This window comes from Halobellus marinus (genome assembly GCF_032113415.1).
Lineage (GTDB): Archaea > Halobacteriota > Halobacteria > Halobacteriales > Haloferacaceae > Haloquadratum > Haloquadratum marinus.
Map to the genome: position 1 here is coordinate 2,824,834 of NZ_CP134946.1, position 23,668 is coordinate 2,848,501.

Consider the following 23,668-nt stretch of genomic DNA (forward strand, 5'->3'; position numbering starts at 1 on the left):
CCCGAACTTGGGTCGGAACCGGGGCCAGGGTAGGAGTTTGCGGTCATCGGCTCACTCCTCGAGTTCGCTCTTTGCCACCTCCGCGCCGGCGAACTCGAGCACCTCGCGGGCGCCCTCCGGGGAGTACCCCTGCTCGATCAGCGCGTCGATCCACGCGCTCCGTTCGTCGTCGTCGAGGTCGTTGGCGCTGACCAGCGCCGAGAAGTTGATGTTGTGCTTCTTGTCTTCCCAGAGTTTCCGCTCTAAGGCGCGCCGGAGGCGGTCGTTGTCCTGCGGGTCGAAGGAGGTGCCGTCGCGGGCCCGGCGGGAGACCCAGTTCGAGACTTCCTGGCGGAAGTCGTTCTTCCGATCCTCGGGGATTTCGAGTTTCTCCTCGACCGACCGGAGGAACGTCTCGTCGGGGTCCTGTTCGCGGCCCGTGAGTTCGTCCTCGACGGTGTCGTCGTCGATGTAGGCCATCACGTGATCCATATACTTCTCGCCCTGCCGCTGAATCTCGTCGATGTCGTAGGCGAGGGCGTGTCTGACGTCCTCGATCGCGCGTTCCTTGTACTCCTCGCGGACCAGTTCGAGGTAGCGGTAGTACCGATCGAGGTTGTCCTCCGGGATCGACCCGTGGTTCTCCAGGTTGGCCTCGAAGTGAGAGAACACCGAGAGCGGCGACAGGTACGATCGGCCACGGTGGGTCGAATCCATGATGGCCTCGGCGATCTCGTCGCCGATGAACCGCGCGGAGACGCCTTCCATCCCCTCGGCGATGTCGGCCTTCGTCTCGCCGCCCTCCCGGAGTTTCCGGACGTCGATGTCGTCGCCGTCGTCGATCTCGCCGTTGTAGGCTTTGGCCTTCTGGACGAGCGAGACGCCACCGTCCGGTTCGGTGATGCGGGTGAGGACGCCGAACAGGCCGGCCATCTCTAAGGCGTGCGGTTCGATGTGCATATCGGGCACGTCGGCGTTCCGGAGCATCTTCCGGTAGATCTCGGCCTCCTCGTCGTACTCGAGGATGTACGGGAAGTCGATCCGCTTGGTCCGGTCGTTGAACGCCTCCATCTTCTCGTCGCCCTTCTTCTCGCGGTACTCGGGCATGTTCGTCCGGCCGACGATCACCTGATCGATGTCGATCCGGGGGTTGTTCTTCGGTTTGATCGTCTGCTCCTGGGAGGCGTGCAGGAAGTCATAGAGGAACTCCCGCTGGAGTTTCAGCAGTTCCTCGCCGGAGAACAGCCCGCGGTTTGCGTTGCAGAACGCGCCCGCATAGTCGAATGCCCGCGGGTCCGACTCGCCGTAGACCGCGAGTTTGGAGTAGTTGACGTCGCCGGTCAGTTCGGTCTCGTCTTGGTTCTTCTTGTCCTTCGGCTCGAACGTCTCGACGCACTGGCGCTTGTTCTCGGAAGCGACAAGCCGGACGATCTCGACGTGGTTCTCTAAGACGGCACGGAGGTCGTCGTCGTAGTGGGCAAGCAGCGAATCGAGGTAGAACTCCGAGGCCGGATCGAGCGTCTGGTCGTTTCGGATGGTGTAGGGCGCGTCCAGGCGGTCGTTGAGCCGTTCGATGACGCCGTCGCGCTGTTCCTGCGGGAGCAACACCAGGGGGTCCTGGTTCATCGGCGAGCGGACGACGTCGTCGTCGGGATCCTGATCGCGGATCACGTCGCAGAGATCCGTCCAGCGGAAGGTGTACATCCGGCCGGCGTCCTTCGTGGTGTAGTCTTCGAAGTACCGGCGGACCATCCAATCGAAGTGTGACTTCCCGGAGCCGACCGGCCCGAGAAGGAGTTTGATCCGCTTTTGCGGCCCCAGTCCTCGGGCGCCGGATTTCACCTTGTTGACGAACTCGTGGATCGATTCGTGGACCTCCCGGCCGTAGAAGGTATTCTCACCGTCGTGGAGGGGATCTTCCGAGGCCATCCGGTACTCGACGACGCCGGCGTCCTCGTCGTAGTCGGTGCCGTAATGGTCGAACATATCCGCCACGCGCTGGTGGGCGTTCCGCGCGATCTTGGGGTCGTCGTACACGGCGTCGAGGTACCACTCGAAGCGCTTGGCTTCGCGGAGGTCCTCGGGCACCGACTCCTTGTACTGCCGACTCAGGGATTCGAGGGTTGCTCTGTCACCGTTCATTGTTTGTCCGTCCCGGGGAGCGACGCCGCGCCCCCGTCCGGTCGACGGGGGATGAAAGCGCACGACCGCGTCGTGCACTGGCGGCCCTATGTGATACGTCTTTACGTACCACAGTCACACACGCGCGACGGGACGTCACGGAACGACGGCGACAGGACGGCGACGGGCGACAGAACGTCGAGGCAGTCTGGCAGTGCGTGTGCGGGTAGTCGCTCGATCCGATTGACCGAGACGAGACGTGTGTGAGTGATCGACACACATAAGCCTTCCTTCGAGATCATTCCTAAATTGCAGGACGGAGTCACGACCCGGCGGCCTCGACGGACAGAACGGGTTTGTACGAGCGGCGATGAATGGGCTGTATGGACGGCACCGACGACAGAGCCGAGCGCGACAAAGCGGATGCGCCGCCCCCGGGCTGGACACTCTGGAACGACGAGCCGCGGGGACGTCGAATCCTCGTGTTCCGCCCGGACGTCTTCAACGAGGACAACGACCTCCCGGCGGAGTGTATTCCGACAATTATGATCTCGAATCGCTCGCGCGCGCAGCGTCCGGGCGCCGCACACGTCCCGACCGACACCTGGCACGTCGTGCTGACGCTCGAACCGGAGATCGAGGCGGTCGTCGACTCGTACGAGAGTCGCGAGGCCGCCGTCGAGGGGGCCAACGACCTCGGGCGGCGGTTTGCCGACGGCGAGATCGACTACCGGGAGCCGTATCAGGTGCCCCGGGAGTCGTACTTCGCGCAACTCGATGCGGTACTGGGCGGCGAAGCGTAGGTCCGGGCGCCGACCGACTACCAGCGCGCGAAGGGCGTGTCGCTTGCGGCCCGCTCGACGTAGGTCGTCTGCATCTCGCGGATCGCCTCGGGGACTGTCGCGCCCGCATCGAGCGCCTCGCGGACCTTCGCCCGCTTCCACGCGCTCGGCGACGTATGGGTCCGCTCACGGCGCTCCGCGACCGGCGTGAGTGCCCATTCGATCGTCTTCTCGCCGACGCCGAGGTCAGCCAGCCCGCGGCGCGCCAAAGAGAACAGTTCGTCGTAGATCCGGGGTGTTGCGGTGGTCCGGTCGCCGTCGCGCGTCACCCAGTGGAGGTCGGCGTCGGGACCGTCGTCGACCGCGGCGTAGAAAGAATCCCGGGCGTCCGCCCACGGGAGCGTCGCGAGCGGGTGGTCGGCCGCGTCGACGCCGCAGAGCACGCCCACGACGAGGGCCTGGACGCCGACGGTGTCGCGGAGCGTCGGCTGGGTCGGCAGCGGCCGGTACTCGATACGGACAGATGCGCCGTCCGCATCCGGTGGGGTCTCACCATCGGGCGAGCGCGGAACGTCGCCGCCGAAGACTGGCCGCACCCACCGCCAGTACGTCCCGCGCTTGGCGCCGAAGGCGGGATATCGCTCCCCGCCGTCGTCCCCTTTCGCTCCGCCGGCACCGGATTCGTCGTCCCCGAGATCCGGCGGGGCGACGAGTGTCGGATCGTCGGCGATCCGCCCGATCAGTTCGTCGACGTCGTCGACGTCGCGGGCGACGCGGCACTTTTCCGATCCTTCGTCGACCGAGCGCTCGAAGATGGGAATGCGGAGTTCGTGCGGCGTTCGATCCAGGAGATCGGGATCGTCTTCCTCGTACAGATCAGCCGGCAGAAACGGCGAATTCGCCGAAAGCGAGAGGATCGGTCCCATCGTCCGCGTGGCGACGTTCAGATACCGCGGCACGGTCGAGGGGTCCGGAATCTGCAGGTGCGGCTGCATCGAGGTCGCCAGCGACTCGACCAGCATCGAGTCCGCGGTTTCGAGCCCCGGCAGATTCAGCGTGATCTGCCCGCCGTTCCGCTCGCGGATCTCCCCGTCGAGGGCGAGATACCGCGGGATCGGGCGCATATTCTCCGCCAGAAAGATGCCGTCGGTCTCAGTCCCCGCGCCGAGGTACGCCCGCGTTCCCTCCGCCGGCGGAATCGTCCACATCGCATCCAGGACGAGCCGTCTGTCGACCGCGCCGAGAAGGTCCCGAACCTGCGATTCGACCCCGGAGAGTTCGTCGAACTGCCGTCTGATGCCGGTATCACAGAGTACGTCCGGCGCCGTGTGAAGTTCCAGGTTGTGAACGCCGAGCTCCGGGCTGCAGCCGTCGATGTCGAACAGTTCCTCCGGCGCTTCAGCGAGTTGGGTCGCGTCGTCGACCACGTAGGCTTCCAGTTCCATACCGACCGCGAAGTCAGAAGCGTCGTAGCGGCCGGCAGCGACGTCCTCCCGTAACGAATCGGCCTCGCGCTGGACACGGCGCTCGAACGCATCGCGTCTCTCAGCGTCGAGCGCCGCCCGCACGGCATCGATCGTCTCCGTCATTACCTTCCCCATCGAAGCCGACGGGTACTGATACTGTCGGCTCGGCGCTCCCGCCCGTCCCGGATTACACTCAGGATCCCCGGTCGCCGTTGTCGGTGCTGGTCGTCCGCAGGATGAGCGGTTCGATCGAGAGCGTCCGCTTTGCGACCGTCCCGATCCGCAGGACGAACGACAGCAGGACCGCGAACGGAGCGATGGTGACCGCCGCCGCGACCGCGACGATCCAGACGTAGTGTGGAAGCCCGAGTGCCGTCGCCGAAAACCCGGACAGCGCGCCGTGAAAGAGAAGCAGGTTCGTCCCGACCAGGAGCGCCGGAACGCCGCTGTACAGCATCGCACGGGAGAGATCGACCCACTGGAAGTACAGCGTCTTGATATGTTCTCTGGCCGGACCGAAAAGCACCAGCACGGCCACGACCTCGTCGAGCGCTGCGGACAGGTCCCGGCGGCCCTCGGGTGGGTCCGAGGCGTCGTTCTCGGCAGTCGTTTCATCCGTCGTCGTCCCCTCCGTCGTCCGGTCACTCGGCGTCGGTTCGTCCCCGTCCGCGAATAGCGCCCGCAGTTTCCGTGCCTCGTAGATCTTCCACGAGTAGTTGAAGTTCAGCGCGGCCGACAGCACGCCGAAGGTTCCGAACTCCTCGCCTCGGAGGTCTGCTTCGACCGAGTCGGCGTGCCGTCGGAGATCTGCCGCGTAATCTGCGACACGCTCGACGTCGTCGCTTCTATCCGCGTCGGCGGCCGCAGAGAGAAACCGCGCCCGCTCTCCCACGGCCGCGACCAGTTCCCGCAGAAACGCCGCGGGCGTCGGGGCCGCCACGTCGATCCCGAGTTCCTCCTCTACGTCCCGCCGGAACGATATCGCGCCCTCCATCCGCTCGCGCTGGTCGCCGAGCGGCCCGAGTTCCTGCGAGAGCACGAGCGAGTTGATCGAGACGACGAGCGTCACGCTCGTGACCGTCGCCGTCATGAGCGCCTGAAACAGCGTCTCGACCGGATCCCCCGACTCCAGGAGGACCCGGTGCGGGAGGACAGCGGCGGATCCGAGCGTGCCGAGAACGAACACACAGGACGGCCGCGGCGACGACCCACCGGTTCGCCTCCAACGGAATCCAGAGTTTCAGGGTGCTCTCCTCGCCCCGCCGCTGCATCGTATCGCTCGGTTCTTCGTCCGTGGAAGTGGCTTTCGTGTCCATCGAAGTTCTCTCGGGGCGCTCGTCGGCTCCGACCGCATCCCCGGTCCGTCTCATACGGACTGCTGTGACAGTGTACCGCCGATCACAGCCCCGTGTGGCACAGGAATGGACCAAGCAGTCGGGTTCAGTTCTCGTCGTCCTTCAGTTCCTCAAGTTCGGCTTCGACCTCGGAGTCGGCGACGTCGAGATCAGCGGCGTCGACCTCGGTTTCGGCCTCCGCGTCGGCGCCCCCATCCTCCTCGGCTGGCTCGCCCATCTCGCTTTTGAGCGTCTCGAGTTCCGTGTCGACCTCGGCGCTCGTTCGCCCGCTTTCGAGTTCACGGTCGATGCTGTCCTTATCAGAGAGCGCGTCGTCGAAGGCGCCCGTGTCGACGAGTTCGTCCATCGCTTCCGAGCGGGCCTCCATCTCGTCGGTCCGCTCTTCGGCCCGTTCGATCGCCCGTGAGACGTCGCTCATCTCGTCGCCGACGCCCGTCATCGCCTCCGAGACGCGCGAGGACGCCTCCGCGGCCTCGTACCGCGCTTTCATCGTCTCCTTTTTTGTCCGGAACTCCTCGATGCGGTTCTGGAGTTCGTTCTTCTTCTCGACGAGGTCCTCCTGCGTCCCCTGGAGGTCGGCGATCTGACCCTCTAACTCCTCGATCTGGGACATCTTCGCCTGCTTCTTTTCGAGCGCCTGCCGCGCGAGGTCGTCGCGGTCCTGGCGGACGGCTTCGCGGGCCTGTTCGTTGTGTTTCTCGACGTTCTCCTCTAAGCGTCGCTTCTGGATCTCCAGGCGCTTCTTCTGGGTTGTCAGATCGGCGATGCCCTGTTTGACGTCCTGCAGTTCGTCGCGCATCTGCTCGTAGGAGTAATCGAGCGTCTCGGTCGGGTCCTCCGCGCGATTGAGGAGGGCGTTCACCTTCGAGCGGACGACGTAGGACGCGCGTGAGAGAATTCCCATATACGCCACGTTAGGGGCGCCGGAATTAAAACCTCCCGTGCCGAACCCCCGGCCACTCGAATGGCCGAGACTGTATTCTTCCCGGGCGGCCGCGACGCCCGCGGGACGCTCGACGTGGCCGGCGCGCGCTCGGCGTCGAAGTCGACAAACGAGGCGGGCGAGCACGCCGCCTGCGTCGTCGCGTGTCCGCCGCACCCGCAGCACGGTGGGAACCGCACCGACGAGCGTCTCCGGGCGGTAAGTGAGGCACTCTCCGCCGAGGGGGTCGACTGCCTCCGGTTCGACTACGGCGCCTGGGACGGGGGGCGAGGGGAGCGGACCGACGCGCTCAACGCCGTCGACTGGGCGGGAGAGCGTTACGACCGCATCGGCCTATTCGGTTACAGTTTCGGCGGGACAGTTGCACTGTCCGCTGCGGCCCACGGCGCCGATGTCGAGGCGACCTCCGCGCTTGCGCCGCCCGCCCGCATCGGGACCGAACGGTCGGCCCCGGACGCCCCGGACGACAGCGACCTCGGCGGAATCGACGTCGTCGCCGACCTCGAGGAACTACCGACGGAGATCCCGGGGCAGGTCTGTTACGGCAGCCGCGACGACGTCGCCGACGTCATACCGGTCGTTGAGGCTGCGCGCGAACGGGGGTACCAGGTCGTCGAGTTCGCGGCGGACCACTTCTTCGTCGGGCAAGCCGGAACGGTCGCGGCCGACGTCGCCGACTTCCTGGCGCCACCGCTTCATAATGAGTACTCTCGTCTCTTCCCGCCGAGCGCCGCCAACGAGAGTGGCGCTCGGCGGTAAACAGTGAGAGTAAGCATTCTCAGGCCGGAACGTCGGCGTAGCCCGCGGCGACAGAGGCCACGACCGCCACGACGGCTGCGAGGCCGGCGAAGATCCAAAATCCCGCCCACGCGGCTGCCCAGAGGTTCGAGGTCGTCGCGTATGTAACGGCGAGCGCCACGACGCCGCCACAGACTGGGAGCAGAAACGCGAGGTCGCTCCACCGGCCGCCCGCGTTTGCGTACTCGACCGCGTACGCCCAGACGTTTCCGAGCGTGAACCGGAGGACAACGACTGCCAGCAGCCCCGAAGCGACCGCGACGACGACGTCGAAGGGGGTGATCGCGCCAATCGCCGCGGGACCGCGCGTGAGTTCGCCCGCCAGTGTGCGTTCGAGCGAGCCACCCGCTCCGAACAGGAAGGCAGCGACATCGAGGAGGTACCACGGACGGAAGCGACCGCGGAGACGCAGAGAGGGGACCATAGCCCGGATTCGTCGCTGTCGTTCAAAAGGATACCGCCGGGATGGAGTCACGACAGCCCGTATCAGCTGTATCCTCGCCACCGATGCCCACATTCGGTACACTTGAAGAAGCGGGTCGGCGGTTCGTCGGCGGAACCGGTCTGCTTGATCGTATACCAGGCCTCCCCGTTCCCGCACTCGTCGCAGACGACGTCCGTGGCGGTCGGTTTGCCCTCGAAGTTCGCGTCTTCGGTCGTCTCGATCACGTCGTCGTGAGTCTGTTTCTCGGTCGAGACGAACTCGGCGGCCCGTTCGGCGTCCTGTTCGGCCTCCGCCCCGCAGTCGTCGTTCGTGCAGACCATCGTCCCGTCACGGGAGACCATCATCGAACCGCATTCGTCGCAGAACTGCATTTGAACACCTACCGTTCGCAACACGTCGGAGCCATTTGGACGTGTCGGCTGGTGGGATGTCGCCCGACTCGGGAGACGACGGCCGAGTCGGCTGGTCGGGGGCCGTGCGCGGTCGACCCGCACAAAACTCTCCCTCACTCATCCCTTCCGGGCGACCACCAGTCAGACACCGTCGCCGACCCCGAACGTCACTCTCGAACCGTTCTCGGAGTGGCGGACACCGTCGACGTGATCCGCGGCTCATACGCCGTAATATTTCGGCCCTCGTCGGACGCGCCACGGGCGAATCGGCGGAGAACGACGAATACCGTGAACCACGGCAGAAGGAGTCAACGGCGAGTACCTATACTCTTCAAGATTCGCACAGGAGAGGCGACGTATTTCCCACCTAGTTCCGAAGTGTGGTCAGAGACGGTGACCGAATTCGGGGATATCTCTTGTCCCCCGAACAGTCAACGACCACTACTTACTCAGTCGGTGCGGTCGACCGACCAAGTGTTGCGGAGTTTTCGCCGGACTCCGAAGTCCAGACCACACGGAGTGTCTCACCATTCCAGTCAGACCCCTTCACGTACGTTGCAGAGTCACCGGCGGAGATTTCACCACCGACGTCTTCGAACGTTTCCGTTCCATCGTCAGTGTAATCAATCGATGCAGTCGAGGTGACGTTTAGTTCGCTTGCCGGGATGGAATCACCGGTTTCGTGGGTGATCGTTATCGAATCACCGGTTTCGTTGTACGCGAAACCAAAGCTTGCCTGTGGGCTGGTCTTCTGGACATTCTGACCGAGGCTCAGGACGAAGGCCCCGACCACGGCTGCCAGGATCACGGTTATTGCGACCATCAGAATCACACCGATGACTGGTGAGACTGCGCTATCGTCGTCGAATAGTTGTTTCAGTTTCATTGTCTTTCAGTTGGAGTTGCGTTCCGCATCGTCGTCTTCCGGTTCGCTGGCCGCCGCAGACGGTCCGTCTGTCGCCGTATCGGGAGCGGTCTCTTCCCGTGACGCGTCTTCCTCGCGGTTCGTCGCTTCGGAGCCGACCGTCCCGAACTCCTCCAGCAGCCGTTCAAAGTCGCGGTGCCAGTTCCGCATCTCTTCGAACTCCTCGGCCACCGATTCGATCTCTGTGGACAGGGACTCCCGGTGTGCGTCCCGTTCTTCCTCGGCGGCGTCGAGCCGTTCGTCAATCCGCTCGACGGATTCCTTGATCCGATCGACGCGGTCGCCCGCCTCGTCGTGGGCGTCGCGGAGAGTCGACAGGTCGCCTTCGAGCGTGTCGATCTGGTGGTCTACCGTGTCGAGGCGATCAGTTACGCCGTCGATCCGGTCGGTCGTCTCCTCGTGACGATCGTCGACGGCGTCGAACCGCTCCGCGAACCGCTCGTCACGGGTTTCGGCCGCCTCCAGTCGCTCGTCCAGCTCCTCCACCCTGTCGACGGTCGTCTCCAGTCGCGACTGCACCTCCGCTGTCTGGTCTTCCAGGTCGTCGAGTATCGCCTGGCCCGATCCGCGCTCGTCGAGCAATTCCGACAGCGCGTCCGTGTAGGCGGACAGTTCGTTGAGTTCGCGCTCGGTGCGCTGGAGGCGAGCATCGAAACTGTTCCGTCCCCGGCTTTCGTTTTCCACGAGCGACGAGAGCTGTTCGCCGAGTGCCTCCAGGTCCTCGTCGCTGTCGCCTGCGTCTGCCAGTTCGGACGTCAACTGGGAGATCAGACTCCCGTCGCATCCACCGCTCTCCTCCGACTGTGAGTCGCGGGAGTGGTCGTCGTTGGGTCCGCTATCGTCGGTCGTGGTATCGCTGTCGGTCTCGGCTGTGGTCTGCTTCTCGTCCATAGTATCCTCCGCAACGGGGGCTTCGGCCTGTGGTGGGACCTGCGTCTCTTCGTTCGGATCCGCGAGTTCGAACGTGTCCACCTCGTCGGAATCGCCCTCGGAGACTTCCCTCTGGTCACGGATCTGCTCGGACAGGTCAGTCCCGTCAGTGGCCGGGGGCGATTGGTGGTCCACCCCGCCTCGGGCTGGCTCGCCGTCGATCGATGCGGTCATCTCTGTCTCTGTGGATATGATCGATGGATCACCCTGCCCGTCGGGCTTGATTGCGTAGAGCGTACGAAGGTTGCTTTGCGGTTCGAGTGTCGACTCGTAGACGGCCTCGTGTCCATCGTCGATCGACCAGTGTTCCCTGCCGTAGTCGGGGTGGAATCCGATCCGATCGAGCGGGAAGTTCTCGGGCAGGGCGTCCCGAATTTCGACGTTGATCGGCTCCGTCCGCGTCGAATTGACGTCGAACGTGATCAGGAGCGTGTCGTCGGCAGTCACCGTCACCGATTTTTCGGCGGTCACCCCTGTGAGATTCAAGTACCCGTCGGTAGTCGATTGCGTTTCCTGTACACTCGTGTCGTACCTCGTGTGGTTGGTTTCGTTAGTTGTCATCGGTCTCGTTCTCCTCTTCGAGATGTCGTTTCGCGGCGCGGTAGACGTCGGTCGGATCGATCCGACCCGTCCAGATCCGCCGGATGCGATTATTCGAGTCGATCAGCAGTATCCGTTTGCCGGTCATCCGGTCGTAGTCGAGGCCGTAGGCGCAAGCGACGGAGCCGTCGGCATCGGAGAGAACCGGGACACACAGTTCCATTGGCGTTTCCGCCCGGTTCAACGCCGGAGACTGGTGGTTCGAAACCACGAGTGCATCGACATCGTCCGTGAGGGTCAGCCAGTCGAGGAACCTCGCCTCCCGAATCGACTCGGCGGGAACGAACGCGACGACCGTGACGCCCTCGCCCGTATACTCCCGGAGCCGATAGACGCGCCCTTCGACGGCGGTCCTGCCGGGGACCGTGAACCCGGGCGCCTCTGTCGGGAGCTCGGGCTTGTCATCCAACCGGGGGTATTGTGAGTTCTTGCTCATTACCATCAGTTCCCGTTCGTGTTGGCCTTTCCACCGACGTTGCCGCCAGCGGGAATGTTCTCGACTGAGACTGTGAACGTCTCCGTCGCGGCCGCCGTGACGTCGTTTCCGTTCGATCCCGCTCCGACGAGTGTTGCCGTGACACGGATGTCGAGATCGGTAGTTGAGGTCTGCCCGTCGCTGGATTTGAAGTCGGCTCTCGTGAGCGACGACTCCGAGAGGACGTCGATCGTGCTGAAATTGTACCCGACCTCGCCCTCCTGCCCGGAGGCAGAGAGCGACTTCTGGTCCAGCGTATCCCAGGAAGACGACGACGATCTCTTGATCTCAACGACGACGTCGACTGACGAGGGGGCTGTCTCCAGTCCCTCGTAGTGGACGTCACCGGTCGGCGTCACCGTGAGCGACTTGACGTTGCCACCGTTGCTCGTGATGGCGACGTCGTTGGCCGCAAAATCGGTGTGCGCGCTCGCGCCCCCGATCGTGAAAACCAACATCCCCGTCGTCACTGTCAGTATGATCACGGTAGCGACGATCCATCCGCGTCGGTTCCCGTCGGATTTCGATGGGGGTGGTCCCCAGTCGAATTCGTTGTCTGGTAGGCTTTGGTTAGACATTTTCCGAACCGCCATCTAACCGTAAATACCATCGTACGGTTTGTAATGAGTAATATAATATCTGTTAGGAACTTTCTAGAGTTCACGTCCCGCCTGCCAGACCAGTCCCAGAGAAACGGACTAAAGTGCCGCTAAAACGCCTTAACGTTGCCTCTGTGAGCGGTATCCGAAATGCTTAATTTCCGGTTATTCGCGATAAAAAGCTCCTAACCGTGCTCCAAACGGGTAATTGGCTTCTACTGCGGAATTCGCTGGGGGATATTCAGATCAATCACGAGGTGGCGAACGACTGCGAGTCCGGCGACAAGTAAGACGCCGATAAGCAGAACATAACGCGAACGCAGAGCGGTTCTACTGATTTGTGGGTATCCACCTACCGAACCTGTGGGTAGCTAGTCCTTCGTACGCTTGTCCCACAGGTACGATCCGCTCAAAGCAACGATGAGAGTGCGTACGCTCGTTCTGACCGCTCGTTCAGCCACATTACCGTGAAGGATCAGCGCGTCTATGCTCCCGCGAAACATATGAGGTCCAGCAGAACTCGATAATCCCGCACGAGTACCGGCACTGGTAGGGACGCGCGATGTCCCGCAAGCGAGGAACCCTGCCGTTTGTGGCTCGTAGGTCCCCGCAAAACTGTATGCCGGGTACGGCTACGGACACAAGTGTCTCACTCTTCGTCGTCGACACGGTTGTCCTCGACGATCGGACAGTTCCGGACGCGGAAGTGTTCGCTGTCGACCACTTCGACGATCTCCGTCCCCTCGTGGGTACAGGTCAGATTCGGTGGGTCAGAGAGATGAGGACACTGCTGGCAGTACTTCGCTTTGGAGACGACGTACTCCCGGATTTCGTGGCCGCCCTCGGAGACCGGCTCCGCGGGTTCGCCGATCCCGACGCCCGCCGCCGGGTCCTCCGCCGCGCCGAGCGAGGACCAGAGCGTCTCCTCGTCGATCTCGGAGACGGACATCTCCTCGAAGGGGCTGCCGGTCGCTCCGTCTTCTCCCGGTTCCGGTCCGACCGTCTCCGGTCCCTCCGAGTTACGGTCGGAAATACGACGAGCCAGGTCGGCGAGCGGGACGTCGTCCTCGCCGTCTGCGGCACCGTCGACGGTACGATCGTGCTCGCCCGCCCCGCCGGAGGAGGGTTGGCTGTGGTTCGACACGGTCGGATCGGTCAGCGTGGGATCAGCCACAGTCGATTCCGCCTGGTCGTCCGCTTCCGTTTCGTCGAACGGTCGGGAGCGATCAGCCCCGTCGTCGGCTTCCTCGTCGCTCATTCCTCGCTCCCCTCCTCGGAGCCGTGGCGGGTCTCATCGCTGTCGTCCGAGGGATGAGCGTTCTGCGAGGACTCGACGCCGGAATCAGCGCCCTCTCCCTCCGTATCGAACGGCCCACCGAGATCGGCCGGGGAACCGTCGGTCGCGGGGTCTACGTCGGAATCGCCCGCCTCCAGCGCCGGCCGATCCCCGACGGTGAGCCGGTGGGAGCCGAAGAAGCCGCTTTTCGATTCGACGCCGTCGAACGACGACTCGCAGTGCGGGCAGTACGGTTCGTCGAGCAGTCCGACGCTGACGCTCTCCCCGCAGGAATCACAGACGGCCGTCGTGACGCCGAGCTGGTTTGCCTCCCGGTGGAGGTCGGAAACGGCAGCGCGCTCGGCGGAATTGCGCTCCAGGGCGACCGCCCGCTTCCGAAGGTCGACGATCGCGCCGGCGATGGCGTCGAGTTTCGCATCGTGCTCGTCGGTTTGGTCGGTGAGGTGTTCGAGGATCCTCTCGTAGTTCTCGAACCCGCTCTGCAGTTTCTGCTCCATATCCGGATGGCCGTGATCGGCTGGCGCCTTCGTGTCGGTCTCGCGTTTGACCTGGATGACCCGCTCTCTGACGTCTTTGATTTTCGCGTCGAGGTCCTCTTCGAGCCTGCTGACGCGGGCGGTCAGTTCCTCGACCTCGTCCGCGAGCGCCTCGACCGCCGACGCCGACGCCGTGTCCTGGTCGGTCTCGCGCGTGACATCGTCGAGGCGATCCTCGATTTCCTCGATCCTCTCGTCGAGGTCCGCTTCGACGGCGTCGAGGCGGTCGGCCAGCTCTTCGAATTCCGTCGACAGCGATTCCAGTTCCGAGTCGGACCGGTCAGCGGCAGACCCGTCAGTCGGGGCGGGATTGCCCTCTTCGGGCACGGAAAGCGGGGGAACGTCGCCCGGGAAGCTCCCGGATCCGTCAGTCCGATTGGGGGACTCTTCGGCTCGCTCGACCTCCCGGTGGGCCGCCAAGAGTCGGCGGACGTACTCGTCGCGTGGGATGCCTTCAGCCGCGGCCCGCTCCGCTACCCACGATTCGAGTTCGTCCGGCAGTTCTTCGATACGCTCGGTCCCCATTCACCTGAAAGTAGGGTGGTCTTAACTTAAATCACTGCCGGGCGTTCGCCCGAGCGCCCACGCGGACGAACCGCTACTCTAAGAACTCCTCTTCGCGTTCTGCGTCGTCAGCACCGGTCTCGTCGACCCGTCGCGTGACGTCGACCTGATAGTGTTCGAGGATGTCGCGGCCGAGAAGCAGGGGATAGTCCATATGTGAGCGGTCCTCGACGCTCGCGGTGACAGTGTGTTGAGTGCCGCCGATCCCGATCACCAGGTCGACGACCGGGCGGGCCTTCCCGGATTTCATTGATCCGGAGCGGATACGGGTCATACTCTTGATCGGTCCCGCTCCGATCTCGGCGGCAAGGCCGGTGTCGATGCTCGTCCGCGTCGCTCCGGTGTCGGATTTCGCCTTCGCCTGCGTCGACCCGCTCGTCCCGGAGACGACGACCTCCTCGATGTAGCCGATCGTCGGCCGGTCGCCGCTCGGCGTGGTGTCGACCCGTGGCATCCCCGCGGGACGGGAGTCATCGAGCGTCGCCGACAACTCCTCGACGCGTTCGTCGTCGACCGCCCCGCCGACCTCCTCGATGGCGAGTTTGGCGATGTACGGCGCTGGACTGCGACCGGTCGCCTCGTAGAGCCCTTTGAATCCGGCCGTCGGGTTGACTTCGAGGACGAACCAGCCGTCGTCGCCCTCGATGAGGTCGACACCGACGTAGTCCAGCCCCATCACCTCCGTGGCGTAGAGGGCGGTCTCTTTGGCCTCCGTCGGCAGATCTTCCGTGGCATCGAGGACGTCGCCGCCGAGCGCGACGTTCGTGCGCCACTCGCCCTCAGGCGCGTACCGGTACATCGCGCCGACGATCGATCCGTCGACGACGTAGACGCGGAGGTCCCGGTGTTCGTCCTCGTCTCTGTCGATGAGGTCCTGCAGGAACGCCTGTCTGTTGCCGACCTTCGGATTCACCGGCTCCGTGAGGTCGACCTTCCAGGTGCCGCCGCCGTGCGTGCCGATCGCAGACTTGTAGACGCCGACGTCGCCGAACCGTGCCCGGTCCCGGTTCAGTCTGTCGTTCGAGAGCGCCAGCAGCGCGTCGGGGACCTTGATGTTCCAGTTTGCGAGCGTCGCCGCCGTCGCGAACTTGTGGATCGCGGTGAGCACCGCGGCGGGGTCGTTGAGCATCGGTCGGATCCGCTCGAAGGTCGTCGCGAGTCCGAGCAGTTCGGCCGGCTCCTGGGAGTTCGAGAGCAAGAGCCGATTCGCGACGACGTCGACCTCGGGTTCGACCGTGACGTCGCCGTCCTCGACGCTGATCGCCGTGTTCTCCCGGCGCAGCCAGATGCCTTCGTGGCCGAGGTCGTCGACCGCATTCAGAATCGCCTTCGTCTCCTTGCTGTTGTGCAACGAGAGGACGCCAACCCGAACCGGATCTCCGTCGGTAGACATATTCGTGATACTCACCTGCGGTTTCAAAGAGGTGCCGATAGGGCGGTCGATGTCGGGGCATACCCGCGGTGTCGGTTGAGAGCGCTTATACCGCCGGGGGATCCAGAGGGGGGTATGAGCACCGATCCGACCTTCACCTACAACGGCGGGAAGGTCGAACCCGGGGAGCGACAGAACCTCAGATACGGTATCAGCGAGACGTACCTCGGGGATCCGATCCGAATTCCGGTTACCGTGATCAACGGCGAAGCGGACGGCCCGACCGTTTTTCTCTCGGCGGCGGCCCACGGCGACGAACTCAACGGCATCGAGGTGGTCCGCGAGATCGCCCACGAATGGGACCTCTCGGATCTCGCCGGCACGCTCGTCTGCCTCCCGGTGATGAACGTCCCGGGGTTTCTCGCACAGCAGCGGTACCTCCCGATCTACGACCGCGACCTCAATCGCTCGTTTCCCGGCGACGAGGAGTCGACCAGCGCAAAGCGGATGGCGGCGCGAATCTTCGATAACTTCATCGCGCCCTGCGATTTCGGCTTGGACTTTCACACGTCCACGCGCGGGCGTACGAATATGCTCCACGTCCGCGCAGATATGTCCGACGACGCCGTCGCGCGCCTCGCGAAGGCCTTCGGGTCGAACGTGATCATCGACACCGAGGGCAGCGACGGCATCCTGCGGACCGAAGCCACCCGCATCGGCATCCCGACGGTGACCATCGAGATGGGCGAGGCACACCGCTTCCAGCGCGGGCTGATCGACGACGCACTCGCGGGGGTCGCGAGCGTCTTCACCGAGTACGGCCTGGGTCCGGAACCGGGCGTCCGGTGGCCGGGGTGGCGGACCGTCATCGGCGACGACAGCGAGAAGACGTGGATCCGCGCCGACGCGGGCGGGATCGTCGATATGCACCACGAGCGAGGCTCTCTCGTCCACGAGGGCGAGCGCATCTGCACGCTGACAAACCCGTTCAAAGACGACAACGTCTACGTCACTGCCCCGTTCACCGGCCTGCTCGTCGGCGTACTTGAGAATCCGGTGGTCTATCCCGGCAACCCGCTGTGTCACCTCGTCGAACTCGAAGCCGACGTCCAGCAGGTCGTCGAGCGCGAGCAGTCGGACCACAGCGACGGCGGATAGTCGAATCCCGGCTCAGAAGTGGTGAAGCCCGGCGAAAAGCTGACCGCAGCGTCACCCTGGATTCGGGTTTCGTCGCCGGGCTTTGCGACCGTACACGTAAGTTCTATAGTGGGTCCGGCCTGAGGTCCAGAAGAGTATGAGTCAGTCTTACAATCGGGGCCGCATCGAGGACTTCGGCCGCTGGCGGGAGTTCTCTGCGGGGATGTGGGCCTGGGTGTTCCACAAGTTCACGGGCTGGGTGCTCGTGGGCTATCTCTTCACCCATATCGCCGTCCTCTCGACGGCGCTGCAGAGCCCGGACGCGTACACGACGACGATCCAGTCGCTGGAGAGCCTGCTCGTCGTTCGGATTCTCGAAGTCGGGCTGCTTTCGGTCGCCGTGTTCCACATTCTCAACGGCCTTCGGCTGCTGTTCGTCGATCTGGGTATCGGCCTTGAGGCGCAGGACAAGAGCTTCTACGCGTCGCTGCTGCTGACGGGCGCCATCGCCGTCGCGAGCGTCCCGACGTTCCTCGCGGGGGTGTTCGGCTGATGGCCGAACGCTACTCGTCGTTCCAGCCGGGGGGCCGCCGGTGGCTCTGGCAGCGCATCACGGCCGCGTTCCTCGTGGTCGTGCTCGCCTTCCACTTTTTCCTCCTGCATTTCGTCAACCACGCCGACGAGGTGACCTTCGCGATGTCACAGGCGCGGATGGAGCAGTTGACGTACTTCTCGCTGATGATCCTGTTTCTCGTGACGGCGACGTTCCACGGGGTCAACGGCGTGTACAACGCCCTCATCAACCAGGGCATCTCCGGGACCAAGAAGACCGCCGCGAAGGCGATCCTGGGTCTCGCGAGCGTCGTCGTGATCGTCCAGGGCATCAGAACCGCACTCGCGTGGGCCGGGGGAGTCCCACTCTAACAATGAGCACGCAAGTACCCGAACAGACCGAGGAGGAATCGTCCACGACCGAACCGCCGGCGGAGTCGACGCCGGCCGAACGCCGGCAGGAGAAGAAACGCGAGCGCGCCGCAGCGCGGGAGGAGAAGCGGCAGGCAGAGGAAGCCGAGAAGGCGCTCGACGACGAGGAGACGTACCACCTGAAGGTGTTCCGGTACGATCCCGAGATCGCGGGCAAGCAGGAACCCCGCTTCGACGACTTCCACGTCCCCTACCACAAGGGAATGACCGTCCTCGACGCGCTGATGTACGCCCGGGACACGTACGATTCGAGCCTCACCTTCCGGCACTCCTGCCGACAGGCGATCTGTGGCTCGGATGCGATGTTCGTCAACGGGTCACAGCGGCTCTGCTGTAAGACCCAGCTGTCGGATCTCGAAGAGCCGGTCCGCGTCGAACCGCTCCCGCACGCCGAGGTCGTGAAAGATCTCGTCGTCGACATGGAGCACTTCTACGACCAGATGGAGGCGGTCGAGCCGTACTTCCAGACGAACGAACTGCCGGACGGCGAACTCGAAGAGCAGCGACAGTCACGGGAGAACCGCGAGAAGGTGAAGATGTCCACGCGCTGCATCTGGTGTGGCGCGTGTATGTCCTCCTGTAACATCGCGGCGGGCGACAACGAGTACCTCGGGCCGGCGGCGATCAACAAGGCGTACCGCTTCACGATGGACGAACGCGAGGGCGAGGAGATGAAGCAGCAACGCCTGGAGATCCTCGAACAGGAACACGGCGTCTGGCGGTGTCAGACGCAGTTTTCCTGTACTGAGGTCTGTCCGAAGGACATCCCGCTGACCGAGCACATCCAGGAACTGAAGCGCGAAGCGGTCAAGAACAACCTCAAGTTCTGGTAACACGGAGAGTACACTATGCACGAACACGACGTCATCGTGGTCGGCGCGGGGGGCGCAGGCCTCCGCGCGGCCATCGCCGCACAGGAAGAGGGGGCCGACGTGGCCATCGTCTCGAAACTACACCCGGTCCGCAGCCACACGGGGGCCGCGGAGGGCGGCATCAACGCCGCGCTCCGCGAGGGCGACTCCTGGCAGGACCACGCCTACGACACGATGAAAGGGTCGGACTACCTCGGCGACGCGCCGGCCATCGAGACGCTGGCCCAGGATAGCCCCGAGGAAGTCATCCAACTCGAGCACTGGGGAATGGCCTTCTCCCGGGAGGACGACGGCCGAGTCAGCCAGCGCCCCTTCGGCGGCCTCTCGTTCCCGCGGACGACCTACGCCGGCGCGGAGACGGGCCACCAGCTCCTGCATACGATGTACGAACAGCTGGTCAAACGCGGCATCGAGGTGTACGACGAGTGGTACGTCCTCGATCTGGCGGTCAGCGACGAGGAGACGCCGGAGGAGCGGACCTGTCACGGCGTCGTCGGCTACGACATCCAGTCGGGGTCGATCGAGGGCTTCCACGCTCGCGACGGCGTCGTCCTCGCGACCGGCGGCCCCGGCCAGGTGTACGACCACACCACAAACGCCGTCGCGAACACCGGCGACGGCGTCGCGATGGCGTATCGCGCGGGCGTCCCGATGGAGGACATGGAGTTCATCCAGTTCCACCCGACCACGCTCCCCTCGACCGGCGTCCTGATCACCGAGGGCGTCCGGGGCGAAGGCGGGATCCTCTACAACAGCGAGGGCGAGCGCTTCATGTTCGAGTACGCGTACGCGAACAACGACGGCGAACTCGCCTCCCGGGACGTGGTCTCCCGCGCCGAACTCACCGAGATCAACGAGGGGCGCGGCATCGAGGACGAGTACGTCCACCTCGACATGCGCCACCTCGGCGAGGAGCGCATCGTCGACCGCCTCGAGAACATCATCCACCTGTCGGAGGACTTCGAGGGCGTCAACCCCCTCGAGGAGCCGATGCCGGTCAAGCCCGGCCAGCACTACGCGATGGGCGGGATCGAGACCGACGAGAACGGCGAGACCTGTATCGAGGGCCTGTACGCGGCCGGGGAGTGCGCCTGCGCCTCGGTCCACGGCTCGAACCGCCTCGGCGGCAACGCCCTCCCGGAACTGATCGTCTTCGGCGCACGCGCGGGTCACCACGCCGCCGGACGCGACCTCGGCGAGGCCGAAATCCCCACCGGGAAGCGCGGCGAGTGGGAAGCCGGCGACGTCGACACGCCGGTCGAACCCGGTTCGGTCTCACCCGACAGCCTCTCCGGCGGCGACGCCGACGCCGTCGCAGACGGCGGGGCGACCGCGGATCTGGGGCCGACGGAGTTGGTCGAACGGGAGACCGAGCGGGCGAGAGAGCGCGTCGAGGCGCTTTTGAACAACGACGGCCGCAACCACTCGGAGATCCGCTCGGAGGTCCAGCAGTCGATGACTGAGAACGTCAACGTCTTCCGCGAGAAGGAGAGCCTCGAAGACGCCCTGCGGGACATCCGCGAGGCGCGGGAGGCATACAGCGACGTCGGCGTCGCCGACCAATCGAGAACGTTCAACACGGATCTCATCCACACGATCGAAACGCGGAACGTGATCGACCTCGCGGAGGCGATCACGCTCGGAGCGCTCGCCCGCGAGGAGTTCCGCGGTGCCCACTGGCGGAAGGAACACCAGGAGCGCGACGACGAGGAGTGGTTGAAGCACACGATGCTGTCGTGGAACGACGGCTCCCCGGAACTGTGGTTCCGACCGGTGCTGCTCGAGGGCGAGTCGAAGCGCTACGAACCGAAGATCCGGAGTTACTGAACGACGCTGGGGCCCGCAACACGCGCGAATTCCCCGCCGTCACCCATATACCGTGGCGCTGTGTAGGTTACTCCGGGAAGGGTAGCTCAGTGGTAGAGCGGTCCGGCGGCGGCCGTCGTTCGGTCGCGCCGGCTTACGGCTTCGCGTGGTTCGAATCCCGCCCCTTCCATCTTAGCTCGTTGTGAATTATCGTCACGAGTCGAAAAAATCGCCCCCATTCGACCGCCAAAAAGAAATGAACAATCGTCCAAAAATCGGAGAACAGACGGTAGGCGGGTTCTCCGGCAGTTTATCGAGCCGGGAACATTCGACAATCGTCGTGGGAGGGTTTTATTATCGTCGAATCCAAGAGTAAGACAACAACGATGCAGGGCACGATGCACACGCGACCGACAGGGGGGATCGAGACACCGTCGATTCCGTCGCAACTCGAATCGCCGCGCGCGAAACTCGTCTATCTGTTCCTTTCGACGCACGGGGAAGCGACCATCTCCGAGCTCCAGTCGGGTCTCGATATGAAGAAGATCTCGCTGTACAGCATTCTTTCGACGTTGTGTGAACGCGGCCTGATCAATCAGGACGCCGAGCGCTACCGGCTCTGCTGAAGCCGTCCATCCGCGCCGACGCTCCCGACAGTAGCTTCAGCAGTCGCCCCTATACTTCGTCGCCGGAGCGGAACAACGTCAGTTCCTCGGCCTCGTAGATGTTGATGAGCTCGGTGACGATTTCGTCGTAGTCTTCGCCTTCCTGCCGGAGAGAGTCGAGTCGGGCCACCGTCTCCTCGTCGAGATGCACCTGGGGCATACGCGAAGCTACGGCACGGAGGAATTTAAACGCCGGGGGGTATCGGAGCGAACCGCCCCCCCCCAAGCGGGAAAACCGCACGACACGGGCAGGATGTTGGTCGGTAACGGGGAGGCGGGTCGAAACCGCGATACCGGTCGCTGCTCGCAGGGACGGACACTCACCGATGTTTCAGAGCCCGACCAAGGCGACAGAGAGAACAACCGAAGCGAGCGTCCACCCCGTCCCGACCCAGGTCAGCACCGCGAACGCCCGCCGGGCGCCGGCCTGTGTCCACCCGGAATCGGAGCTGAGGTGCCGCTGTACCTCCGTCAGTGACTCCCCGAGGCCGACGGTACCCGACCAGGCGGTGACGCCGAACCCCAACACCAGCGCGCCGAGCGCGAAGGCCGTATCGGTCGCTTCCCGTGGCGAGGCGACTGCAAGCAGGAGTACGGCGACAGCGAGCCCGAGGGCTGCCCCCCTGGCAATCCACCGGCCGGCCGATCGACCGGTCGCCCGCAGGCCGGAGTCAGTCAACGGTCTCCCGCATTCGCGGGTCGAGCGCGTCGCGCATCCCGTCGCCGACGAGGTTGAACCCGAGCACCGTCAGCGCCAAGATCAGGCCGGGGAAGAAGGACCACCACCACGCCCCGGAGAACAGGCCGAACTCGACGCCGTTCGAGAGCATCATCCCCCAGGTCGGCTCCCCGGGGCTGGCGCCGAACCCGAGGAACGAAAGCGCCGCGATGTCGATGATCGCCAGCCCGTAGTTCAGCGTCGACTGGACGGTGATCGGCGCCAGGCAGTTCGGGAGGATATGCCGCACCAAAAGCCGCGGGTCCGTCGCGCCCAGCGCCTCGGTGGCCTCGACGTACTCGTCCTCTAAGACTTTCAGCGCGGCGCCGCGGACGACCCGGGCAAAGCGCGGAGTGTAGACCAGCGTCAGGGCCGCGACCGCCCGCCAGAGCCCCAGTTCCTCCGGAAAGATCGTCACCAGTGCGAGAGCCAAAAGCAGCGACGGGAACGAAAGCAGCACGTCCATCGTCCGCATAATCACGTTGTCGGTGAGGTCGCCGTAGTAGGCCGCGATGATGCCCAGCCCCACCCCGAGGACCGTCGAGGCGGCGACGGTGACAGTACCGTAGAGTATCGCGTACCAGGCGCCGTACAGCACCCGCGGGAAGATGTCGCGGGCCTGTCCGTCGGTCCCGAACGGGTACTCGGGGCTCGGTGGCGCCTCCGAGGGGTTCCTGCCGAACTGCGTCGACATCAGCTCACTCAGGTCGTAGGTGAAGCGCGCGTAGATCGCCAGCACGACGACGACGGCGATGATAGCCAGCCCCGTCACCGCGAGCCGGTTCGAGAACAGTTGCGAGAGAAACGGGCTCGCGCGGACCCGCTCGACGATGCCCCGGTCGACGTCTTGGGTTGTGGTTTCGGTGCTCATTGTTCGATGCGGGGGTCAAGTACGGAGTAGGTCACGTCGACGAACAGGTTGACGAGCGTGTACAGGACGGCGAACACGAGCACCGTCGCCTGGACGACCGGGTAGTCGCTCCGGTTTATCGCGTCGACGAGCAGCGTGCCGATGCCGTTGATCTCGAAGACGGTCTCGGTGAGCACGGCGCCGCCCAGAAGCGACCCGAACTGGATCCCGATGACGGTGATGACGGGGATGAAGGCGTTGCGGAGGCCGTGTTTCATAATCGTGATCTTCGCCCCCTGGCCCTTCGCGCGCGCGGTCCGCATGTAGTCCTGGCGGATCACCTCGACCAGCGAGGAGCGCATCATCCGCGAGATGAGCGCCATCTGATAGATACCGAGCACGATCACCGGCAAAAGCAGGTGTCGGACCGCCGACCGGAACGCCTCGGTGTTCCCCGCCAGGAGCGTATCGACGAGGATGAACCCGGTCGTCGGCTCGATGAAGAACTCCGAGCCGATCCGCCCGCTGGTGGGAAGCACGCCGAGGAACTGCGCGAAAAGCAGGATCAGGAGGGGACCGCTCCAGTAGATCGGGACGCTGATCCCGCTGAGCGCGCCGACGCGCGTCAGATGATCGGTCCAGGTGTCCTGTTTGACCGCGCTGAGAATCCCGAGCGGGAGGCCGAACAGGAGCCCCGCGACCTCCCCGAGCAGGGCGAGTTCGACGGTGATCGGCAGTCGATCCGCGAGGATGTTGCTCACCGGGGTGCCGCGCTGGATCTGGTAGGACTCGCCGAAATCGAGAGCGGCGACGTCGCCCAGGAAGCGAACGTACTGCTGCCACAGCGGGTCGTCGAGGCCGAGATCCGCGCGGACCTCGTTTACGAACTCCTGGCTGGCCCGTTCGCCCGCGATAGTCACCGCGGGATCGCCCGGAGACAGATGGAGGATCGCGAAGACGACAGTCGCGACCCCGAACAGCACTGGGAAAAGGAGGAGAAGCCGTTTCAGGACGAACTGCTTGGAGATCATCAACGAAAGGCCTGGATTCGAGGGTG

General features: G+C 64.5%; 24 protein-coding genes, 1 tRNA gene and 1 pseudogene. 9 read left to right on the forward strand and 17 right to left on the reverse strand.

The features are described from left to right. Positions 1 to 51: 51 nt before the first annotated feature. Entirely contained in the window at positions 52 to 2,121 is a 2,070-nt protein-coding gene (locus tag RJT37_RS13955) for a PrkA family serine protein kinase (protein ID WP_313685381.1), read from the reverse strand. A 362-nt stretch (positions 2,122 to 2,483) separates the two neighbouring features. Here RJT37_RS13955 and RJT37_RS13960 point away from each other — a divergent pair, with 362 nt between their 5' ends. Beyond that, a complete protein-coding gene (locus tag RJT37_RS13960; protein ID WP_313685383.1) occupies positions 2,484 to 2,903 on the forward strand; it encodes a DUF5820 family protein in 420 nt (139 codons plus the stop codon). A gap of 17 nt (positions 2,904 to 2,920) precedes the next feature. On the opposite strand, the gene RJT37_RS13965 is transcribed toward RJT37_RS13960, so the two are convergent. The 3 genes and pseudogenes from RJT37_RS13965 to RJT37_RS13975 all read right to left on the reverse strand — a co-directional run bounded on the left by RJT37_RS13965 (position 2,921) and on the right by RJT37_RS13975 (position 6,607). Beyond that, complete coding sequence (locus tag RJT37_RS13965; protein ID WP_313685385.1) at positions 2,921 to 4,471, reverse strand: glutamate-cysteine ligase family protein; 1,551 nt, start codon at positions 4,469 to 4,471, stop codon at positions 2,921 to 2,923. 70 nt (positions 4,472 to 4,541) lie between these two features. Beyond that, a pseudogene (locus RJT37_RS13970) lies at positions 4,542 to 5,664 on the reverse strand (DUF7972 family membrane protein). Positions 5,665 to 5,788: 124 nt separating this feature from the next. After that, positions 5,789 to 6,607, reverse strand: coding sequence for a PspA/IM30 family protein (locus RJT37_RS13975; protein WP_313685389.1), 819 nt, complete (start codon positions 6,605 to 6,607; stop codon positions 5,789 to 5,791). 60 nt (positions 6,608 to 6,667) lie between these two features. Here RJT37_RS13975 and RJT37_RS13980 point away from each other — a divergent pair, with 60 nt between their 5' ends. Beyond that, positions 6,668 to 7,405, forward strand: coding sequence for an alpha/beta hydrolase (locus RJT37_RS13980; RefSeq protein WP_313685391.1), 738 nt, complete (start codon positions 6,668 to 6,670; stop codon positions 7,403 to 7,405). A 19-nt stretch (positions 7,406 to 7,424) separates the two neighbouring features. On the opposite strand, the gene RJT37_RS13985 is transcribed toward RJT37_RS13980, so the two are convergent. From RJT37_RS13985 to RJT37_RS14025, 9 genes are all read right to left on the reverse strand, one after another. After that, positions 7,425 to 7,868, reverse strand: coding sequence for a hypothetical protein (locus RJT37_RS13985; protein ID WP_313685393.1), 444 nt, complete (start codon positions 7,866 to 7,868; stop codon positions 7,425 to 7,427). A gap of 62 nt (positions 7,869 to 7,930) precedes the next feature. Further along, on the reverse strand, positions 7,931 to 8,260 hold the full coding sequence (locus tag RJT37_RS13990; RefSeq protein WP_313685394.1) for a transcription factor S: 330 nt from the start codon (positions 8,258 to 8,260) through the stop codon (positions 7,931 to 7,933). A gap of 466 nt (positions 8,261 to 8,726) precedes the next feature. Next, positions 8,727 to 9,167: a type IV pilin N-terminal domain-containing protein gene (locus RJT37_RS13995; protein WP_313685395.1), complete on the reverse strand. Its 441-nt coding sequence runs from the start codon at positions 9,165 to 9,167 to the stop codon at positions 8,727 to 8,729. A 6-nt stretch (positions 9,168 to 9,173) separates the two neighbouring features. After that, complete coding sequence (locus tag RJT37_RS14000) at positions 9,174 to 10,697, reverse strand: hypothetical protein (protein WP_313685396.1); 1,524 nt, start codon at positions 10,695 to 10,697, stop codon at positions 9,174 to 9,176. Then, positions 10,687 to 11,172 (reverse strand): redoxin domain-containing protein, encoded by a 486-nt coding sequence (locus RJT37_RS14005; protein ID WP_313685397.1) that lies wholly within the window; start codon positions 11,170 to 11,172, stop codon positions 10,687 to 10,689. The genes RJT37_RS14000 and RJT37_RS14005 overlap by 11 nt, the downstream gene beginning before the upstream one ends. Before the next feature lie 5 nt (positions 11,173 to 11,177). Beyond that, entirely contained in the window at positions 11,178 to 11,789 is a 612-nt protein-coding gene (locus tag RJT37_RS14010) for a hypothetical protein (RefSeq protein ID WP_313685398.1), read from the reverse strand. Positions 11,790 to 12,459: 670 nt separating this feature from the next. Then, positions 12,460 to 13,068 carry a DUF8135 domain-containing protein gene (locus RJT37_RS14015; RefSeq protein WP_313685400.1) on the reverse strand — a complete coding sequence of 203 codons (609 nt, stop codon included), beginning with the start codon at positions 13,066 to 13,068 and terminating at the stop codon, positions 12,460 to 12,462. Beyond that, entirely contained in the window at positions 13,065 to 14,168 is a 1,104-nt protein-coding gene (locus tag RJT37_RS14020; RefSeq protein WP_313685402.1) for a hypothetical protein, read from the reverse strand. The genes RJT37_RS14015 and RJT37_RS14020 overlap by 4 nt, the downstream gene beginning before the upstream one ends. A gap of 73 nt (positions 14,169 to 14,241) precedes the next feature. Next, the gene (locus RJT37_RS14025; protein WP_313685404.1) at positions 14,242 to 15,600 is read right to left on the reverse strand and encodes a putative ATP-dependent zinc protease; all 1,359 of its coding nucleotides are present in this window, start codon (positions 15,598 to 15,600) and stop codon (positions 14,242 to 14,244) included. A gap of 114 nt (positions 15,601 to 15,714) precedes the next feature. On the opposite strand from RJT37_RS14025, the gene RJT37_RS14030 reads away from it, so the two are divergent. The 7 genes from RJT37_RS14030 (at position 15,715) to RJT37_RS14060 (ending at position 21,004) form a co-directional block, all read left to right on the forward strand. Then, positions 15,715 to 16,737, forward strand: a complete 1,023-nt coding sequence (locus RJT37_RS14030) for a succinylglutamate desuccinylase/aspartoacylase family protein (protein ID WP_313685406.1) — start codon at positions 15,715 to 15,717, stop codon at positions 16,735 to 16,737. Positions 16,738 to 16,873: 136 nt separating this feature from the next. Beyond that, entirely contained in the window at positions 16,874 to 17,269 is a 396-nt protein-coding gene (gene sdhC / locus RJT37_RS14035) for a succinate dehydrogenase, cytochrome b556 subunit (RefSeq protein ID WP_313685407.1), read from the forward strand. Beyond that, complete coding sequence (locus RJT37_RS14040; RefSeq protein WP_313685409.1) at positions 17,269 to 17,640, forward strand: succinate dehydrogenase hydrophobic membrane anchor subunit; 372 nt, start codon at positions 17,269 to 17,271, stop codon at positions 17,638 to 17,640. The genes sdhC and RJT37_RS14040 overlap by 1 nt, the downstream gene beginning before the upstream one ends. A 2-nt stretch (positions 17,641 to 17,642) precedes the next feature. Next, entirely contained in the window at positions 17,643 to 18,533 is an 891-nt protein-coding gene (locus RJT37_RS14045; RefSeq protein ID WP_313685411.1) for a succinate dehydrogenase/fumarate reductase iron-sulfur subunit, read from the forward strand. A gap of 15 nt (positions 18,534 to 18,548) precedes the next feature. Then, positions 18,549 to 20,399 carry an FAD-binding protein gene (locus tag RJT37_RS14050; RefSeq protein ID WP_313685413.1) on the forward strand — a complete coding sequence of 617 codons (1,851 nt, stop codon included), beginning with the start codon at positions 18,549 to 18,551 and terminating at the stop codon, positions 20,397 to 20,399. Positions 20,400 to 20,474: 75 nt separating this feature from the next. Then, a tRNA-OTHER gene (locus RJT37_RS14055) sits at positions 20,475 to 20,568 on the forward strand. 196 nt (positions 20,569 to 20,764) lie between these two features. Further along, on the forward strand, positions 20,765 to 21,004 hold the full coding sequence (locus RJT37_RS14060) for a TrmB family transcriptional regulator (RefSeq protein WP_311171528.1): 240 nt from the start codon (positions 20,765 to 20,767) through the stop codon (positions 21,002 to 21,004). Positions 21,005 to 21,053: 49 nt separating this feature from the next. Here the strand turns inward: RJT37_RS14060 and RJT37_RS14065 are convergent, their stop codons facing one another. The 4 genes from RJT37_RS14065 to RJT37_RS14080 all read right to left on the reverse strand — a co-directional run bounded on the left by RJT37_RS14065 (position 21,054) and on the right by RJT37_RS14080 (position 23,642). Next, positions 21,054 to 21,203, reverse strand: coding sequence for a DUF7557 family protein (locus RJT37_RS14065; protein WP_311171530.1), 150 nt, complete (start codon positions 21,201 to 21,203; stop codon positions 21,054 to 21,056). 171 nt (positions 21,204 to 21,374) lie between these two features. Further along, positions 21,375 to 21,722 carry a DUF7268 family protein gene (locus RJT37_RS14070; protein WP_313685415.1) on the reverse strand — a complete coding sequence of 116 codons (348 nt, stop codon included), beginning with the start codon at positions 21,720 to 21,722 and terminating at the stop codon, positions 21,375 to 21,377. Continuing rightward, positions 21,715 to 22,632 (reverse strand): ABC transporter permease, encoded by a 918-nt coding sequence (locus RJT37_RS14075; protein WP_313685417.1) that lies wholly within the window; start codon positions 22,630 to 22,632, stop codon positions 21,715 to 21,717. Before RJT37_RS14075 ends, RJT37_RS14070 begins: the two co-directional genes overlap by 8 nt. Further along, positions 22,629 to 23,642 carry an ABC transporter permease gene (locus tag RJT37_RS14080; RefSeq protein WP_313685419.1) on the reverse strand — a complete coding sequence of 338 codons (1,014 nt, stop codon included), beginning with the start codon at positions 23,640 to 23,642 and terminating at the stop codon, positions 22,629 to 22,631. Before RJT37_RS14080 ends, RJT37_RS14075 begins: the two co-directional genes overlap by 4 nt. Between the last annotated feature and the right edge of the window lie 26 nt (positions 23,643 to 23,668).

What these genes read in the sequence shown, in the direction of transcription:
- RJT37_RS13990 (WP_313685394.1), bottom strand. Translation starts at nt 8,260, where the DNA reads ATGCAGTTCTGCGACGAATGCGGTTCGATGATGGTCTCCCGTGACGGG.
- RJT37_RS14005 (WP_313685397.1), bottom strand. Translation starts at nt 11,172, where the DNA reads ATGAGCAAGAACTCACAATACCCCCGGTTGGATGACAAGCCCGAGCTC.
- RJT37_RS14015 (WP_313685400.1), bottom strand. Translation starts at nt 13,068, where the DNA reads ATGAGCGACGAGGAAGCCGACGACGGGGCTGATCGCTCCCGACCGTTC.
- RJT37_RS13955 (WP_313685381.1), bottom strand. Translation starts at nt 2,121, where the DNA reads ATGAACGGTGACAGAGCAACCCTCGAATCCCTGAGTCGGCAGTACAAG.
- RJT37_RS14010 (WP_313685398.1), bottom strand. Translation starts at nt 11,789, where the DNA reads ATGTCTAACCAAAGCCTACCAGACAACGAATTCGACTGGGGACCACCC.
- RJT37_RS14045 (WP_313685411.1), top strand. Translation starts at nt 17,643, where the DNA reads ATGAGCACGCAAGTACCCGAACAGACCGAGGAGGAATCGTCCACGACC.
- RJT37_RS13960 (WP_313685383.1), top strand. Translation starts at nt 2,484, where the DNA reads ATGGACGGCACCGACGACAGAGCCGAGCGCGACAAAGCGGATGCGCCG.
- RJT37_RS13980 (WP_313685391.1), top strand. Translation starts at nt 6,668, where the DNA reads ATGGCCGAGACTGTATTCTTCCCGGGCGGCCGCGACGCCCGCGGGACG.
- RJT37_RS14000 (WP_313685396.1), bottom strand. Translation starts at nt 10,697, where the DNA reads ATGACAACTAACGAAACCAACCACACGAGGTACGACACGAGTGTACAG.
- RJT37_RS13985 (WP_313685393.1), bottom strand. Translation starts at nt 7,868, where the DNA reads ATGGTCCCCTCTCTGCGTCTCCGCGGTCGCTTCCGTCCGTGGTACCTC.
- RJT37_RS14040 (WP_313685409.1), top strand. Translation starts at nt 17,269, where the DNA reads ATGGCCGAACGCTACTCGTCGTTCCAGCCGGGGGGCCGCCGGTGGCTC.
- RJT37_RS14020 (WP_313685402.1), bottom strand. Translation starts at nt 14,168, where the DNA reads ATGGGGACCGAGCGTATCGAAGAACTGCCGGACGAACTCGAATCGTGG.
- sdhC (WP_313685407.1), top strand. Translation starts at nt 16,874, where the DNA reads ATGAGTCAGTCTTACAATCGGGGCCGCATCGAGGACTTCGGCCGCTGG.
- RJT37_RS14030 (WP_313685406.1), top strand. Translation starts at nt 15,715, where the DNA reads ATGAGCACCGATCCGACCTTCACCTACAACGGCGGGAAGGTCGAACCC.
- RJT37_RS13965 (WP_313685385.1), bottom strand. Translation starts at nt 4,471, where the DNA reads ATGACGGAGACGATCGATGCCGTGCGGGCGGCGCTCGACGCTGAGAGA.
- RJT37_RS13975 (WP_313685389.1), bottom strand. Translation starts at nt 6,607, where the DNA reads ATGGGAATTCTCTCACGCGCGTCCTACGTCGTCCGCTCGAAGGTGAAC.
- RJT37_RS14060 (WP_311171528.1), top strand. Translation starts at nt 20,765, where the DNA reads ATGCAGGGCACGATGCACACGCGACCGACAGGGGGGATCGAGACACCG.
- RJT37_RS14075 (WP_313685417.1), bottom strand. Translation starts at nt 22,632, where the DNA reads ATGAGCACCGAAACCACAACCCAAGACGTCGACCGGGGCATCGTCGAG.
- RJT37_RS14065 (WP_311171530.1), bottom strand. Translation starts at nt 21,203, where the DNA reads ATGCCCCAGGTGCATCTCGACGAGGAGACGGTGGCCCGACTCGACTCT.
- RJT37_RS14050 (WP_313685413.1), top strand. Translation starts at nt 18,549, where the DNA reads ATGCACGAACACGACGTCATCGTGGTCGGCGCGGGGGGCGCAGGCCTC.
- RJT37_RS13995 (WP_313685395.1), bottom strand. Translation starts at nt 9,167, where the DNA reads ATGAAACTGAAACAACTATTCGACGACGATAGCGCAGTCTCACCAGTC.
- RJT37_RS14025 (WP_313685404.1), bottom strand. Translation starts at nt 15,600, where the DNA reads ATGTCTACCGACGGAGATCCGGTTCGGGTTGGCGTCCTCTCGTTGCAC.
- RJT37_RS14080 (WP_313685419.1), bottom strand. Translation starts at nt 23,642, where the DNA reads ATGATCTCCAAGCAGTTCGTCCTGAAACGGCTTCTCCTCCTTTTCCCA.